Origin of the sequence: Sulfuricurvum kujiense DSM 16994 (assembly GCF_000183725.1) — a bacterium.
GTDB lineage: Bacteria > Campylobacterota > Campylobacteria > Campylobacterales > Sulfurimonadaceae > Sulfuricurvum > Sulfuricurvum kujiense.
In genome coordinates this window covers 1-15,237 of the sequence record NC_014762.1, presented here as the reverse complement: position 1 = coordinate 15,237, position 15,237 = coordinate 1, and the positions used below count along the sequence as shown (strand labels likewise).

Annotated in this window: 13 protein-coding genes; 7 read left to right on the top strand and 6 right to left on the bottom strand. The window is 42.7% G+C overall.

Features of this window, described 5'->3' with window-relative positions:
* Positions 1 to 168 precede the first annotated feature (168 nt).
* Entirely contained in the window at positions 169 to 1,170 is a 1,002-nt protein-coding gene (pstS, locus tag SULKU_RS00065; protein ID WP_013458878.1) for a phosphate ABC transporter substrate-binding protein PstS, read from the bottom strand.
* A 145-nt stretch (positions 1,171 to 1,315) separates the two neighbouring features.
* Between pstS and SULKU_RS00060 the strand changes: the two genes are divergently transcribed.
* The 7 genes from SULKU_RS00060 to pstB all read left to right on the top strand — a co-directional run bounded on the left by SULKU_RS00060 (position 1,316) and on the right by pstB (position 8,189).
* The gene (locus SULKU_RS00060; RefSeq protein ID WP_013458877.1) at positions 1,316 to 1,987 is read left to right on the top strand and encodes a phosphate signaling complex PhoU family protein; all 672 of its coding nucleotides are present in this window, start codon (positions 1,316 to 1,318) and stop codon (positions 1,985 to 1,987) included.
* 133 nt (positions 1,988 to 2,120) lie between these two features.
* Positions 2,121 to 2,795, top strand: a complete 675-nt coding sequence (locus SULKU_RS00055) for a response regulator transcription factor (RefSeq protein ID WP_013458876.1) — start codon at positions 2,121 to 2,123, stop codon at positions 2,793 to 2,795.
* Positions 2,789 to 4,201 carry a sensor histidine kinase gene (locus SULKU_RS00050; protein WP_013458875.1) on the top strand — a complete coding sequence of 471 codons (1,413 nt, stop codon included), beginning with the start codon at positions 2,789 to 2,791 and terminating at the stop codon, positions 4,199 to 4,201. The genes SULKU_RS00055 and SULKU_RS00050 overlap by 7 nt, the downstream gene beginning before the upstream one ends.
* Entirely contained in the window at positions 4,198 to 5,586 is a 1,389-nt protein-coding gene (locus SULKU_RS00045; protein ID WP_013458874.1) for a CCA tRNA nucleotidyltransferase, read from the top strand. Before SULKU_RS00050 ends, SULKU_RS00045 begins: the two co-directional genes overlap by 4 nt.
* A 123-nt stretch (positions 5,587 to 5,709) precedes the next feature.
* On the top strand, positions 5,710 to 6,561 hold the full coding sequence (pstC, locus tag SULKU_RS00040) for a phosphate ABC transporter permease subunit PstC (RefSeq protein WP_013458873.1): 852 nt from the start codon (positions 5,710 to 5,712) through the stop codon (positions 6,559 to 6,561).
* Positions 6,558 to 7,400 (top strand): phosphate ABC transporter permease PstA, encoded by an 843-nt coding sequence (pstA, locus tag SULKU_RS00035; protein WP_013458872.1) that lies wholly within the window; start codon positions 6,558 to 6,560, stop codon positions 7,398 to 7,400. The genes pstC and pstA overlap by 4 nt, the downstream gene beginning before the upstream one ends.
* A 3-nt stretch (positions 7,401 to 7,403) precedes the next feature.
* Entirely contained in the window at positions 7,404 to 8,189 is a 786-nt protein-coding gene (gene pstB, locus SULKU_RS00030; RefSeq protein ID WP_013458871.1) for a phosphate ABC transporter ATP-binding protein PstB, read from the top strand.
* A gap of 43 nt (positions 8,190 to 8,232) precedes the next feature.
* Here pstB and queF read toward each other — a convergent pair whose 3' ends face one another.
* From queF to dnaA, 5 genes are all read right to left on the bottom strand, one after another.
* Positions 8,233 to 8,622: a preQ(1) synthase gene (gene queF / locus SULKU_RS00025; protein ID WP_013458870.1), complete on the bottom strand. Its 390-nt coding sequence runs from the start codon at positions 8,620 to 8,622 to the stop codon at positions 8,233 to 8,235.
* A complete protein-coding gene (locus tag SULKU_RS00020) occupies positions 8,619 to 10,022 on the bottom strand; it encodes an EAL domain-containing protein (RefSeq protein WP_013458869.1) in 1,404 nt (467 codons plus the stop codon). Before SULKU_RS00020 ends, queF begins: the two co-directional genes overlap by 4 nt.
* Before the next feature lie 6 nt (positions 10,023 to 10,028).
* Positions 10,029 to 12,344: a DNA topoisomerase (ATP-hydrolyzing) subunit B gene (gene gyrB / locus SULKU_RS00015; RefSeq protein WP_013458868.1), complete on the bottom strand. Its 2,316-nt coding sequence runs from the start codon at positions 12,342 to 12,344 to the stop codon at positions 10,029 to 10,031.
* Between the two features lie 233 nt (positions 12,345 to 12,577).
* Positions 12,578 to 13,645 (bottom strand): DNA polymerase III subunit beta, encoded by a 1,068-nt coding sequence (gene dnaN, locus SULKU_RS00010; protein WP_013458867.1) that lies wholly within the window; start codon positions 13,643 to 13,645, stop codon positions 12,578 to 12,580.
* 194 nt (positions 13,646 to 13,839) lie between these two features.
* Positions 13,840 to 15,168: a chromosomal replication initiator protein DnaA gene (gene dnaA / locus SULKU_RS00005; protein ID WP_013458866.1), complete on the bottom strand. Its 1,329-nt coding sequence runs from the start codon at positions 15,166 to 15,168 to the stop codon at positions 13,840 to 13,842.
* Between the last annotated feature and the right edge of the window lie 69 nt (positions 15,169 to 15,237).

Sequence of the window (15,237 nt, the reverse complement as noted above, 5' to 3'; positions counted from 1 at the left end):
TCTAAAAAGACACCTTTAAAGACACCGATATGTTCTTAAAGCTATCGAAATCAGAAACGATTTTAGAGAAATTTTTTGATTTGGGCTTCCCCTCGAAGGAGAAGGGCCCTTTGGGTAAAACCCGGCGCTAACACGGCTAAAGGAAGAATAACTCCCTTTGCGTTAAAGTTATTTAGTTTCTGCCCAATATTCGCGGACAAGATTGGTTGTTTCAACCGGCAATGGGATATAACCCAATTTTTCAGCCGCTTTGTCGCCGTTTTTGAACGCATAGTCAAAGAATTTGATAACTTGGTCATTCATTTCCGCTTTCTCTTTCGGTAAAAGGATGTACGTTGCCGCTACGATCGGATATGCAGTATCGCCTTTTTGAGATACCAATGATCCGTAGAAGCCTTCTGATTTTTTCCAAGAAGCTTGTTTAACCGCTGCCATAAAGTTTGCTTTAGTAGCAGTTACCCATTTTCCGCTTGCTGTTTGCAAAGTTGCGGCTGAAAGGTTGTTTTTCTCTTTATACGCATTTTCGATATACCCGATTGAGTACGGAGTTTGTTTGATAAGGTTTGTTACACCCTCATTCCCTTTTCCGCCGACACCGGTTGCCCAGCCGATCGCTTTACCGATACCGAATTTGCTTTTCCAGTTTTGTGACGAATCACTCAAGAAATCGGTAAAAACATAGGTAGTTCCTGATCCGTCTGAACGGTGAGCAACGATAATTTTTTCTGCCGGAAGCTTGATACCCGCATTGTCCGCAGTGATAGCAGGATCGTTCCACATTGTAATTTTACCGGCGAAAATGTCAGCAACAACAGAGTTTTTAAGTTTCAATTTTTCGTCCGCTACACCCGGAAGGTTATGTGCTACAACGATAGAACCGATAACCGCAGGAAACTGAGTCAATTTTGCTTTGTCAAGTTCTTTTTGTGTCAAAGGAGCATCTGTTGCACCGAAATCTACGATACGCTCAGAGATTTGCTTGATACCGCCGCCTGATCCGATTGCTTGATAGTTAACACGTGTTTTAGTCGCTTTTTGATAGTTATACGCCCAATCGTAATATACCGGAGCCGGGAATGTAGCACCTGCACCGTTGATTTTGTCTGCTGCGATCATAGAAGTTGCCGCTACGCCAGCGATAACCAAACCTTTAATGACATTTGTTAGCATGATGGAATCCTTTTGGAATTTTTGATGGACGTATTGTAGAGGCCTCCGGTAACGAAACGATTACAAAAGTCCATTTATGTTTGTAATCTCACGGTTATAAATCATTGTTATAATCGCGCACCATCATTTAATCAAAGGCACGCTAATGCTACCACGCTATGAAAACAAACTCAATGAAATTCGGGGAATGATCTCCGTAATGCTCTCTCAGATTATTCAATCAAGCGAAGAGACGCTCAAAGCATTTGAAACCGACAATGCAGAACTGTACGAGATCTCACGTACCTATATTAAAAATATTCAAGTGGATGCCAACAAAATTGATAACGAAATTATTAAAACATTCGCCCTTTTCGGTCCAGAAGCCGATGAGTTACGATTGCTTGTCGCATATTTGAAAATGACCAATGAAATTGACCGTATCGGCGACGGACTCAAAAAATACAGCAAACGTTTGCATGACCACTGTATGGGAGGATGCGACATGAGCGTTTTGACCAATGCGATCGTTCAGTTGCATAAAACAACGATCAATGCGTTACAATACATTTCAGAATGTTTAAATAACATCGACTCATGCGACGCGGACGATACCTATCGTAAAGTGATGGTCGAAGAGTCCAAAAATGACGATCTATTTTCTTTAATGGAGAAAGAGCTTCTAAACCTGATCATCGACGCGAATGAACTTGCCGTCGAATATGTTAGAGTGTTAGGAACATTACGCAAATTAGAGCGAATCGGTGATCGTACGGTCAATATAGCTTCGTTGATGCTCTATGCACAAAAGGGCGGCGAGTTAAACTTGCACAATTAGACTTCTTGCATAACCTTTTTATGCGAGCCGCTTCTGCCTCGAATGAGGCAAGCTTTAGTGCCTTAGCGGCTAGCGTAGCCAAAGGGATTTTATTCCTTTGGCGTTTTACACTAATAAAAAAAAGGAATCAGCCGTGAATGCGTTGATACTGATTGTCGAAGACGAACAGGATATTTTGGAACTTATGGAATATCACCTCACGAAAGAGGGGTTTGAAACCATAGGATTTCTCAATACCAAACACGTTAACAATGCCCTTGAAGAAGAAAATGTGGATTTGATCCTTATGGATCGGAATCTTCCGGGTGCAGAAGGAAGCGAGTTTGTCGAGTCATTGCGAAAACGGGGAATGCAGACGCCGGTTATTTTCGTGAGTGCAAAGAACAAAGACGAAGATATCGAACAGGGATTTGAACGGGGTGGGGACGATTACATCGCCAAACCTTTCAGTATGAAAGAGTTGATCCTGCGGGTTAAAGCGGTATTGCGCCGTACTAAAAAGCTTTCGAATGAAGGGAATCTGTCCTACCGTGATATCTCGCTCAATCTGGCTGCTAGAACGGTATTTATCGAAAGCAATCCGATAGAACTCACCAAACTCGAATTCGATCTCCTGCATGCTCTTATCGTGAATGAAAATGTCGTTCTTGAGCGTGATTATCTTCTCGAAAACGTATGGGGCGGTGACGAAGTGTATCAAGACCGCACCGTCAACGTTGCGATTAACCGCCTCAAAGAAAAAATCGATCCCGATAAGTCCAAAGAATATATCAAAACGGTACGGGGAGTCGGTTACACACTGTGCTAAGGATCCATCAGCTTTTCTTTCTTAATGTTTTAGGCCTTTTTGTCGCCGCATTGTTCGTTGCTTCGCTAATCAGCTATTTTACCCTTAAATCCATGATCATAAATGACAGTGAAGAGCGGCTGATTGAAAATATCAATCTTTTAGAGCCTCTGCTGACTTCAACCAACGATTTTGACCGTTTTGTTGCCCAAGCCGCCGGAAAAACCTTTCTACGGGTTACCGTTATCGACGAAAACGGAAATGTCATGGCTGAAAGCGATGCCGATAAAACGACGATGGAAAACCATATCGGACGGGTAGAAGTAATGCATGCCATGACGGAGCCTTACGGAACGGCTATCCGATATTCAAAAACAGTTAAAACCGATTTCATCTATGTCGCCCATAAAATTGTTACACCCGAACGGACATTTTACATCCGCCTTGCTATGAGTCTCGAAGGGGTAATGAAACACTTTTACGTCTTATGGATTCAGCTTGTCGGAGGTTTCGGCATACTGGTCGTTATCGCCCTGCTAATCGCTTACAACATCTCCAAAAAAGCACGTTACGATATCCTCCAAATTACCCGTTATTTGGATGAAGTTTCTGCCAAAAACTACCGGGCGGTTCTCAAACCGGAATACTTTCGCGAGTTTTTGCAAATTTCGATTCTTCTCAAAAATCTGGTTAAAAAACTTCATAACCGTGACAAACAAAAGCGTAAGCACACCGCCAAACTGCGCCTCATCAACAAACAGCAAAACGATATCCTCTCCGCAATCAGCCATGAATTCAAAAACCCCATCGCCGCCATTATGGGATATGCCGAAACACTCCATGATGATTTGAATATCGATCCCAAAATTCGTGAAAAGTTTTTGGATAAAATCCTCTCCAATACCCAACGCGTTACTTTGATGCTGGACCGTCTGGCACTTTCCGTAAAACTAGAAAACAACGACCTCTCCATTAAACCTTCGTCATTCAATATTTCCGACATATGTCATGATTCGATCTCTATTCTGCAAGCCAAATATCCGGCACGCTCCATTACTTACCACGGTACGGCAAAAACCGTTTTTGCCGATAAAACGATGATTGAACTAATCATTACCAATCTCATCGACAATGCACTCAAATATTCGGATGAAGAGGTAACGGTGACACTAACGGATAATACCCTGAGCGTTAGCGACAAAGGGATCGGAATCGCTCAATCAGAACTTGATAAAATTACTTCAAAATTTTACCGCGTCCAAAAAAACCGCTGGGACAACTCCATGGGGCTTGGACTCTCCATCGTCAGCTATATTTTAAAACTGCATGATTCCGAACTTCGGATAGAGAGTATACTCGGAATCGGATCTACCTTTAGCTTTTCCCTCGCAAATCTCGTCGAAAAAAAGGGCCCTTCCAAAAAATGATCCCTTTATTTCCTCCCTTGGTACGACTGGTTGAACATCTTTCACATCACGGGATCAAACCTATTTTTGTCGGCGGATTTGTCCGCGACTTCTTCACGGGGCACACGACATCCGATCTTGATATCGAGCTTTACGGAGTAACTTCCCTGGAAACGCTCGAAGCCCTCCTTCGCCCTTTCGGAAAATTGGGGCTATACGGAAAAAGCTTCGGCGTTCTAAAACTCAATTACGAAGGGTACTCCATCGACTTTTCCCCTCCGCGTACCGAATCCAAATCAGGATTCGGACACAAGGGATTTGAGCTGGAATGGTTTAGCGATCTCGATTTTTCCGCAGCGGCACGCCGACGTGATTTTACGATTAACGCCATCGGTTACGACCCGCTTACCCAAACCCTTCTCGACCCGTTCGGTGGAGTTGAAGATTTAAAAGCCAAACGGCTCAGATGCGTTGATCCCGAAACGTTTATAGACGACCCTCTGCGAGTACTGCGGGCCGTACAGTTTACCGCCCGTTTTGAGCTAACATGCGATAAAAACTTGTTAGCGCTGTGCCGCCAAATGATTGCAAACGGAGCGCTTAATGAACTTCCGAAAGAACGTATTTTTGAAGAGTTTAAAAAGCTTCTCCTCCAAAGTAACCGCCCCTCAATCGGGATGGCATTATTACGTGATATGGGAGCCCTTGGTTTTTTTACCCCTCTTGACAGGCTAGAAGAAACTCCCCAGGAAAAAGATTCCCATCCCGAAGGTTCCGTTTGGGTCCATACCCTGATGGCGCTGGATTCGATGGCATCTCTGCGTTGCGGAGAGTGGAGAGATGATATCATATTGATGTTAGCCGTGTTATTGCACGATATCGGCAAGCCCGATACGACTCTTTACGCCGATGGTATTCTCAATGCCCCGAAACATGCCGAAATCGGAGCTGAAATGGCCCAAGACTGGCTGGAACGGGTAACCGAAGACAAAACACTCATCAGCCGTATTTTACCCCTTATCCGTTATCACGGATGGCCGCGAAAACTGTATCGCTCAAATGCCCTCGACAGCGACATTCTCCGTCTGAGTACATACGTCTGTATCCGTGATCTGATTTTGGTTGCAAAAGCCGATTTTTTCGGAAGAGCCTTCGTCGGAAATATCCCTGAACATTTTGAAGCGGGCGAGTGGCTCTATGAGAGAGCTTCAGCATTAGGTGTTTTAGTTGAACCGCCCGTTCCACTATTGATGGGACGCGATCTGATCGCGTTGGGAATGCCTCCTTCCGAAGCCTTTAAATCGATCCTGAATGATGCCTACGACGCCCAACTTAATCAACTGTTTTTCACCCGGGATCAAGCACTGGAATGGCTTAATATCTACCTCGAAAGAGGCAAGCTTTAACGTCATAGCCTCATGCGTAGACAAAGGGATTTTATTCCTTTGTCGTAATAAAAGAGGTTTTGGTAACAGTGTTGTAATGATCATGTAATAAAATTGCCAAATTATTTTAAGGTAAGGCAAGGCATGATTGATAAAATCTTCTTAAACATGACCCGCACCAGCGCACTGCTGATTTTATTCATCGTCGCATGGATATTTGTGGTCCTCTTTAATCACTCCACCGAAGCGATGCAGACCTTCGGCTTTGATTTCATCACCAAAGACGAATGGGCGCCGAATCTCGATAAATTCGGTGCCTATGCGGCTATATTCGGCTCGGTCGCTTCTACTTTTTTGGCAATGCTTTTGGCTATCCCGGTTGCGATCGGCGTCGCCATCTTTCTGAGCGAAATCGCCCATGACAAAATCAAAGGATTCTTCGGCGTAAGCGTTGAGCTCCTTGCCGCTATCCCCTCGGTCATTTACGGGATGTGGGGATTGTTTTTCTTCGTCCCTATCTTACGCGATATTTTCGGCGGAATGGGGATTGGTCTGCTTGCAGCGGGAATTGTTTTGGCCATTATGATTCTTCCGTTTATGGCTGCCGTTACCCGCGATGCGATGAATACGACACCCGATATTCTCAAAGAATCCGCTTATGCACTCGGCGGGACACAATGGGATGTCATTAAAGACGTCATCATCCCTTACGCAAAAGCAGGTATTATCGGTTCTCTTATCCTGGCACTCGGCCGAGCGATCGGTGAGACAATGGCGGTTACGTTCGTTATGGGGAATGTCCATCACACCCCGAGCTCAATTATGGATCCGACGACTTCGATTCCGGTTACCCTTGCCAATGAGTTTACCGAAGCCGACAGTTCCCTTTATTTCTCTAGCCTATTCGGATTAGCATTGACATTGCTCATTATGAGCTTTGTCGTTATTGCCATCGCAAAATTTTATTTTTTGCGTAAAGTGAGGAAAGGACAATGACATCTACACAAAAACGGATCATTATCAACCGTATAGCGTTAACTTTCTCGACACTAAGTGCTATTATTGCCCTTGCCTTTTTGTTCTGGATTCTCGGAGTTTTGGTTATGAAAGGGGTTAATGCCCTGAACTGGAATATCTTTATTTATGAAGGTTCGCCTCCGGGATATGCTGAAAGCGGTCTCAGACACGCTCTGATCGGACAGCTTATCCTTGTCGGTTTGGCAACCCTTATCGGTGTTCCGCTCGGTATCATGGCGGGAACCTATTTGAGCGAATACGGCAAAAATTCAAAATTGGCCCACACTATCCGTGACATCTCCGATATCATGATGTCGGCCCCCTCAATCGTTATCGGGGCGTTTGTCTATGCCGTCGTCGTTATGCCTATGGGCCATTTCAGCGCTTGGGCCGGAGCTATCGCTCTGGCCATTATTATGATTCCGGTTATTTTGCGCACGACCGATGATATGCTTCAACTTGTACCCGGGACCCTTCGTGAAGCGGCATTTGCCCTCGGAGCACCAAAGTATAAAGTGATAATCGATGTCGTATATCGCGGAGCTAAAGCGGGTATTTTGACCGGTGTACTCCTCGGTATCGCCCGTGTCGGCGGTGAAACGGCACCGTTGCTGTTTACCTCGTTTAACGACAACTTTTTCACAACCGATTTGAATGAAGCGATGCCTTCTCTGACGGTAACAATGTTTAACTATGCGATCAGTCCTTATGATGACTGGCAGCAACTCGGATGGGCAGCTGCCTTTATCCTCTCGATGTTTATATTAGGTCTCAATATTATGGGACGACTTATTTTATTAATGGGAAAAAGGAAATAATCCATGGCAAGCATTATCGATATCAAAGAAGAGTGTGCACTTCATGTGCGTAATTTTGAATTTACCTATAAAGGTGCGTCATCACCTAGCCTGAAAAAAGTTTCGATGCCGATTGCCAAAAATGCCGTTACAGCACTTATCGGACCGTCCGGCTGTGGTAAAACGACTCTATTGCGCGCTTTTAACCGAATGCATGATCTTTATCCCGGCAATACCTACAACGGAGAAATCGAATTTGAAGGGCGCAATATTTTGAATCCGAAAGAAGATCTTATCTTTTTGCGGACTAAAATCGGGATGATTTTCCAAAAACCGACCGCATTTCCGATGTCTATTTTTGACAATGTCGCTTACGGAATGCGTTTGCAAGGTATTAAAAACAAAACGGAGCTTGAAGGACGTGTCGAAAAAGCGCTTCAGGACGCCGCATTATGGAAAGAGGTCAGCGACCGCCTCAAAAACGATGCAAACGGCCTCTCAGGAGGACAACAGCAGCGTTTATGTATCGCCCGCGCCATCGCGGTTGAGCCGGAAGTTTTGTTATTCGACGAACCGACCTCGGCACTTGATCCTATTTCGACACAGGGGATCGAAAAACTTGTTATTGAGTTGAAAGAACGCGTTTCGATCATCATCGTTACCCACAATATGCAGCAGGCGGCACGTGTCAGCGACTATACAGGATTTATGTATCTGGGAGAATTGATTGAATTAGGACACACCGAAGAGCTGTTTGTCACCCCGAAAGAGAAACTTACCCAAGAATATATCACCGGTAAATTCGGTTGATATAAAGGGTTTTTCCCTTTATATGCATTCTTCTTCTTTCGAATTACTTCTCTTTTACCATCTTTTCACTATCGATTTCCACGACCGTATGAACATTTCCGCGCGGATAATAGTCTGCAACCACTTTTAAGCGCTTAGGAGCGATTTTCTGTTCAAAGACGCTGTAAATCTCGTTTGCACTGTTTTCGTGCGAAATATGGCGGTTTCTGAACGAATTAATGTACAGTTTGATAGCTTTGAGTTCAGCAACCCATTTATCCGGAGTATATTCGACATAAATCGTTGCAAAATCGGGATATCCGCTGCGCGGACAAAGACAGGTAAATTCGGGTAACGTTACTTTTATGACATAATCGCGCTCATGCTGGTTAGGCCAAATCTCAAAATCTTTTTCTACATCGAAATTTTCGACTATCTGCTCGCCGTATTTCATATATTTGTTTCCTTTTTAGTAATGTCGTCCAGTGTTAAAATTTTACCCAGATAATTTCCCTGCCGATAATTAATTTTAAGCGATTGGCAAAGCTGGTCGCTATTTGAGTCTTCAATCATCGACATCCATGTTTTCGCACCGCACAGATGGGCACTGAGATTCAGCCCCTGAATAATATTCTGATACCCCGCTTTTTTTATGTTTCGGCTGTAAAGAGAATCGAAACGGACAATATCTATCTCAAGCTCTTTGAGATATAAAAGGGTTGTCTGATAGCCGCCCAAACGATCCAGAGCGATTTTATATCCGGCTTTGCGATAATGGGCTATTTGCTGTGAAAAACGTTCTAGCTGATGACAATACTCCCTCTCTTCAAACAACAATGTTATTTTATTCCGCGCTTTCGGATAACGTTCGAATAAAGTGAGAGCATGCTCGAAAAAATGGGGATTCCGCAATGTAACGGGAGAGATAGTTAACACTATATTTTGATTTTTCTCATTGCATAATGCCCCTATTTTTTCAAGTACGTCACTCTCCAGAAAACGCATCTTATTGAGTCGGTTGAGTACGGGAATATAACGGCTTTGATGAATCAGCCTCCCCTCGGAATCAATTAATTTCACCGACGTGTCAAACATGTCATCATCGCAGCATACCGGCCAAAATCCGATCGAAATGCGTTTATGTTCCAATGCCTCAAGTATTTCATGTTCGAGTTCGTTGATTGAATAAAATTCCTCTTTTTCTGCTGTTAACCGATCGTTATGAAGTTCATACAAACGGCTTGTCAAAAGTTCCATATTATTCGAGAGGCGCGAATCTACCATTACGATCCCGACTCTTATTTCAATCTCATTATCGATGTGATTTTCGTATTTGGACAAAAACAGCTCGATCAATACTCTATACTGCTCTTTTTCTCCCGGCAAAAAGGCTAAAAAGTCACCCCCTTTATAACGCCCTATCGGAAGTTTGTCATACCCTTTGTCTCGGAAAAACCGATCCAGCTTTTTTACGGTATTTTGGAGCGCTTTATCCCCGTTTTTAATACCGTAGCGCTCATTGATAGACCATAAATTCTCAACGCTGATCATCATGACGGTTTGCGTATTTTTGAGGAGCGCTTTTGAGCCTAATTTAAAAAAATATTCTGAGGTAAATGCATAAGTCGTCGGATCGGTAATCGTCTCATGGGCACTTTGATAAATGAGGTAAAAAATAAAATAGATCATGATCCCGAGCAGCGATATGGACAACACGATTAAAGAAGCGAGAGAAGTATAGGTTTGGGAGAAAAGGGCAAAAAGGGTAACCGAACTCAAAAAAAAGATAGGCAATCCCATCCGCAATGCCAAGGCAAAGCGGTGCTCTCTCTCTTTTTGTTCGGTGTAGGTCATTAAAAATTAGATATCCAGATGCTTAACATCTTTGGCGTGTGTTTCGATGTAATTACGTCTCGGTTCAACATCATCACCCATAAAGAGATTAAACGATTCGCCTGCGGTTTCCGCATCTTCGATCGTGATACGGAGCAATACGCGGTTCTCCGGTGTCATCGTTGTTTCCCAAAGCTGTTCAGGATTCATCTCACCGAGACCTTTGTAACGCTGGATGTAAGAACCCTTTTTCGCATAATCGGTAATTTGGGTGAGTAATTCGAGCAAATCACCTTCCAGAGGAAGATTCCAATCCTGAATTTTTTGGAAAATATAGTTTGCTTCGGCAAAATGCGGAGAAGCAAAAAGCTCATCATTGATGTGAAGCTCTTCCAATCCCTCTTTGGTTTGTACAAATAGATGCATATCTTCATCGCTCACGCTTTTACTAAGGATATTATTCCCCTGAGCTGTCAAGAAAGCTTCAACTTTGGTATACATCTCTGTAAGCGGCAATGAGATCAAATCCGGATTTTCAATGAAATAACGGATAAGTTCCACAAGAGCATAACGGCGTTCCAATGCATCAAGGGTACTGCGATAGTGATCAACCATTTTGAAAAATGAGACGAGATCATTTACACCGACATTCAGATTTTCCGCTTCTAACGCTTCAATACCGTTCTCGATCAAGAAAGCGTTCATAACACGGTCATCTTTAAAATAGATCTCTTTTTTCCCTTTTTTGTATCGATACAACGGCGGTTGTGCCAAATAGAGGTATCCATTTTCGACAATTTTCGGAAGATATCGGAAAAAGAAGGTCAATAACAGCGTTTGGATATGGCTTCCGTCGACGTCGGCATCGGTCATGATGATGATTTTATGGTAGCGAAGTTTCTCTTCATTGAACTCTTCACCGATTCCGCAGCCCAAAGCGGTGATCATATTGGTGATCTCTTCGGATTTTAGAATTTTGTCCAATCGCGCTTTTTCAACGTTCAAAATTTTACCTTTGAGCGGCAAAATCGCTTGGAAGACACGATCACGTCCCTGTTTCGCCGAACCGCCCGCTGAGTCCCCTTCCACCAGATACAATTCGCTGATTGCCGGATCTTTGCTTTGGCAGTCAGCCAATTTACCCGGTAATGTTCCGACCGTCATTGCATCTTTGCGGCGGGTCAATTCACGCGCTTTTTTCGCCGCTTCACGTCCTCGTGCCGCCATTAACGCTTTTTGGACGATTGCTTTGGCTTGAAGCGGATTCTCTTCAAAATATTTGGTCAGTTTTTCATACGTGACTTTTTGAACCAACGGTCGAACATAGGTATTTCCGAGTTTCCCTTTTGTTTGTCCTTCAAACTGAGGCTCCGGTACCCGTACGGAAACAACACAGATAAGCCCTTCGGATACATCTTCGCCGGTCAGAGGGACATCTTTTTCTTTGGCATTACCGTTTTGTTTGTTGTAGTTTGAGATAACACGGGTAAGACCCGCACGGAAACCCGCTTCGTGAGTTCCGCCGTTAGGTGTATTGATGTTATTAACGAACGTAAACGTTTTGTCGTCATAACTGTCGTTATACATAATTGCGATATCCATCTCGATATCTTCGATTTTTTCACTGAACGCAAACGGTGAAGCCACAACCGTTTTTTTGTTCACATCGGTAACGAATTGGCTGATACCCCCTTCGAAATGGTAAGTATTGCTCGCGCCGTTACGTTCGTCTTTGAAAATAATGGTGATTCGAGGATTCAGGTAAGCGAGTTCACGGAAACGTTTAGCCAAATAGTCATAATCAAAAATAATCGTTTCGGTAAAGATCGAAGGATCCGGGAAAAACTCAATGGTTGTTCCACGTTTACGTGTTGTGCCTGTTATGGCCAAAGGCTCTTGAGGAATACCGCATTTAAAGTTTTGCTCAAACGATTGACCTTCACGGTGGATTGTCATTTTGAGATCACTACTGAGGGCATTAACAACCGATACCCCTACCCCGTGCAAACCGCCCGAGACTTTATAAGTATCTTTGTCGAATTTTCCCCCTGCGTGCAATACGGTCAAAACAACCGTTGCCGCAGAAATTCCCTCTGTCGGATGCATGTCGGTCGGAATACCCCGACCGTTATCGCTTACTATTGCGGTACCGTTTTTGGTCAATGTTACCGTGATCGTATCACAATGTCCCGCCATCGCTTCATCGATTGAGTTGTCAACGACTTCGTAGATCAAGTGATGAAGTCCGCGATGACCGGTATCACCGATATACATACCCGGTCGTTTTCGAACGGCTTCAAGACCTTTTAGGACTTTAATGTTACTAGCACCGTAATTTTCCATAGTTGCTCCAGCTTTTAAGCGTGTTAAATGGCTTTATTTTACCGTAGTTAAACTAAAAAATAGGTTTTATAGAAAGTTTGTGAAAATAGAAGCGAGTGCGGTTTACTGTATACGAGCTCTCTGCTGAAGACGAAGTGCCCTTTGGGTGGAACTCAGCGTTAGCGTAGCCAAAACAAGGATACCGCTCGCATAGCGATGTTTCCTTGAAAGGGATGAATTCCTTTGCGTTAAATTTAGATAACGATCGGCATAACGATGGTTTTAAAATTTTGATCTTTTAAAACAAACGGTTGATTTGATTCATTGGCTTCGAGAGTGAATTCTGTAGCATTGACTTGGGATAAAAAATCCAAAATATAGCGGCTGTTGATAGCCAAAATAAACGGAGATTCAAATCCGTTTTCTATTTCAACGGTCGTTTTTGCTTCGATGTTATCATCGCTCAAACTTTCAAACAGTATTGAATCGCTTTGGAATGTTAATTTCAAATCATTGGAAATAGTCGTAATCTGTTTGATAGCGGTGACAATAACGCTTTTCGGCAGAACAATCGTCCGTTGGGCTTCTTTAGGGATGATTCGGCTGTAATCGGGAAATTTTCCGTTAATCAGTTTGGTATAAAAAAGAGAATCTTCCGATTTGATAACGAGATGGGTATTGTCGTAAAAGATTTCAATGTTGTCGGCAAAAAGTTTTTGAATTTCAATAATCGCTTTTTTAGGGACAATGATTGAAAGTTCATGGTCGTTTTGGCTGTCAATATGAACGAGTGCAAGACGACGTGTATCGGTAGAAACAAAATTGATTTGATTATTTTTAATATCGATCAATGCACCGTTAAGTTCGAATTTCGGGTTATTGGTATCGGCAGCAGGGGTGATTTTTTTCAATGATTCAATTAAGAGATGAGAATTAATCGCGATATTAGGTTTTCCGTCTGTAGTCGGGAAAGCAGGAAATTCTGAGCTTTTATAGGTAGGGAGTTTGAAGTTTGAGCGTTTTTGTCTAATATGAAGGGTATCTTTATCCAGAGTCAGCTCAATTTCTTCATCTTTTAAAATGCGGATAATATCGAGAAGTTTTTTTCCGTTTGCTGTTAATGAGCCGGGTTCTTCAACATTAACGGAATTTGTCTGAATGATGAGTCCGATTTCATAATCGGTCGCTTTGGCATAGAGAGTTCTTCCGTCTGTCGAAAGGAGAATATGGGATGTGATTTGCGATGTATCTTTTTTTTCTAAAAAAGGTTGTAGATGCAGAAGGATATTTTCCAAAACCGACTTGTCAACGGTAATTTTCATAAAAGACTCCTTTTATTATATATAAGCATTAATTGTAGTAGTTAGTAATAAGGGGGTGTGAATGGGTGAAAACACCCTCAAAACACCCATCTCTCCTGCTTTTGCGATGTGATGAACCTATTTTCTTTCATTCACATCTATTCACTTGTGTACGAATTATATCTTTTTTAAATAGCCTTTACAAACACAAAACGTTATTCCGGAGTGGCAACAGAAACTTTATTGGAAAGTTCTTCTATTTTAACGCGGAAATCTTCGTCGTTTTTCATCAGTTCCTGAATTTTTTTCATGGTATGGCTGACGGCCGTATGATCTTTCATTCCGAAATACTGAGCCAATTGAGGCATAGAATTCGGAGTAAGGGTACGGGAGAGATAAATAGCGATTCGGCGTGCATATACGATATTGCTATTACGGCTTTTGGAGCGTATTTCACTCGGTTTGATATTAAGCTCTTTGGCAACGGTATCCATAATGAGATCGGTGGTGATATTGCTCCGTTTTTCAGCCATCTGCTCTTTAAGGACATTACGCGCAAATTCGATCGTGATATCGACACCCATCAATTGTGAATAGGCATTGAGTTTTGAGAGGATTCCTTCGATTTCGCGGGTATTGTTTTCAATAATGGTTGCAACATAATTAATAACTTCGCGATCGAGTTTAACACGGTTGATTTCACATTTTTTCTTGATGATCTCGATTTTGGTTTCGAGTTCAGGAGGCTGGATATCGGCTACGAGACCCGATTCAAAACGGCTTTTCAAGCGCTCTTCTAGACCTCCGATTTTTTTAGGAGGTTTATCGGAAGTAATAATGATCTGCTTGTTTTCGTTTCGAAGGGCATCAAACGTATGGAAAAACTCTTCCTGTATTTGGTTTTTATTACTTAAAAACTGGATATCGTCGATAAGGAGTAAATCACATTTGCGGTATTTATCTTTAAAACGATCCATGGTCCGGTTGCTGAGATGGCGGGTAAAATCGTTTAGAAACTGCTCTACGGAAGTATAAATAACCGTTTTTCCTTGGGATAGCATTACATTTCCGACCGATTGCATCAAATGGGTTTTTCCCAGTCCTACACCGCCGTAGATAAAGAGGGGATTGTAAACGACCCCCGGTTTTTCACTCACGTTTTTGGCTGCGATAAAGGCAAAATTATTGGAATCGCCCACAACAAAGTTTTGAAAAGTAAACGAGGGGTTAAGCAGTGATCCGCCCGGGCGTTCGATATTAGGTACGGCTACGGTATTTTGTACCGAAGATTGAACGGAAGTAGATTGTATTAAAATCGATACAGTAGGTTTTACATTGGTTTTAATTTCAAAAAGATGAGCGATTTTATCGGCAAATTTTGTCCGTACCCAGTTGGCTATAAGGGTATTAGGAGCACGAAAAACCGCTATATTGCTTTTGGATTCGGCTTCGTCATACGTTAGCTGTTTAATATAGCGTTGGTAATCGATCTCATTGATCTCCCCTTTGAGAGCATTTAAAACCTGTTTACCGATTGAATTCATCTTTACCCTTACCCTGTGAATAGTATTTGTGAATAATACCGATTTTTCCCTATAATTAGGATCAAATTA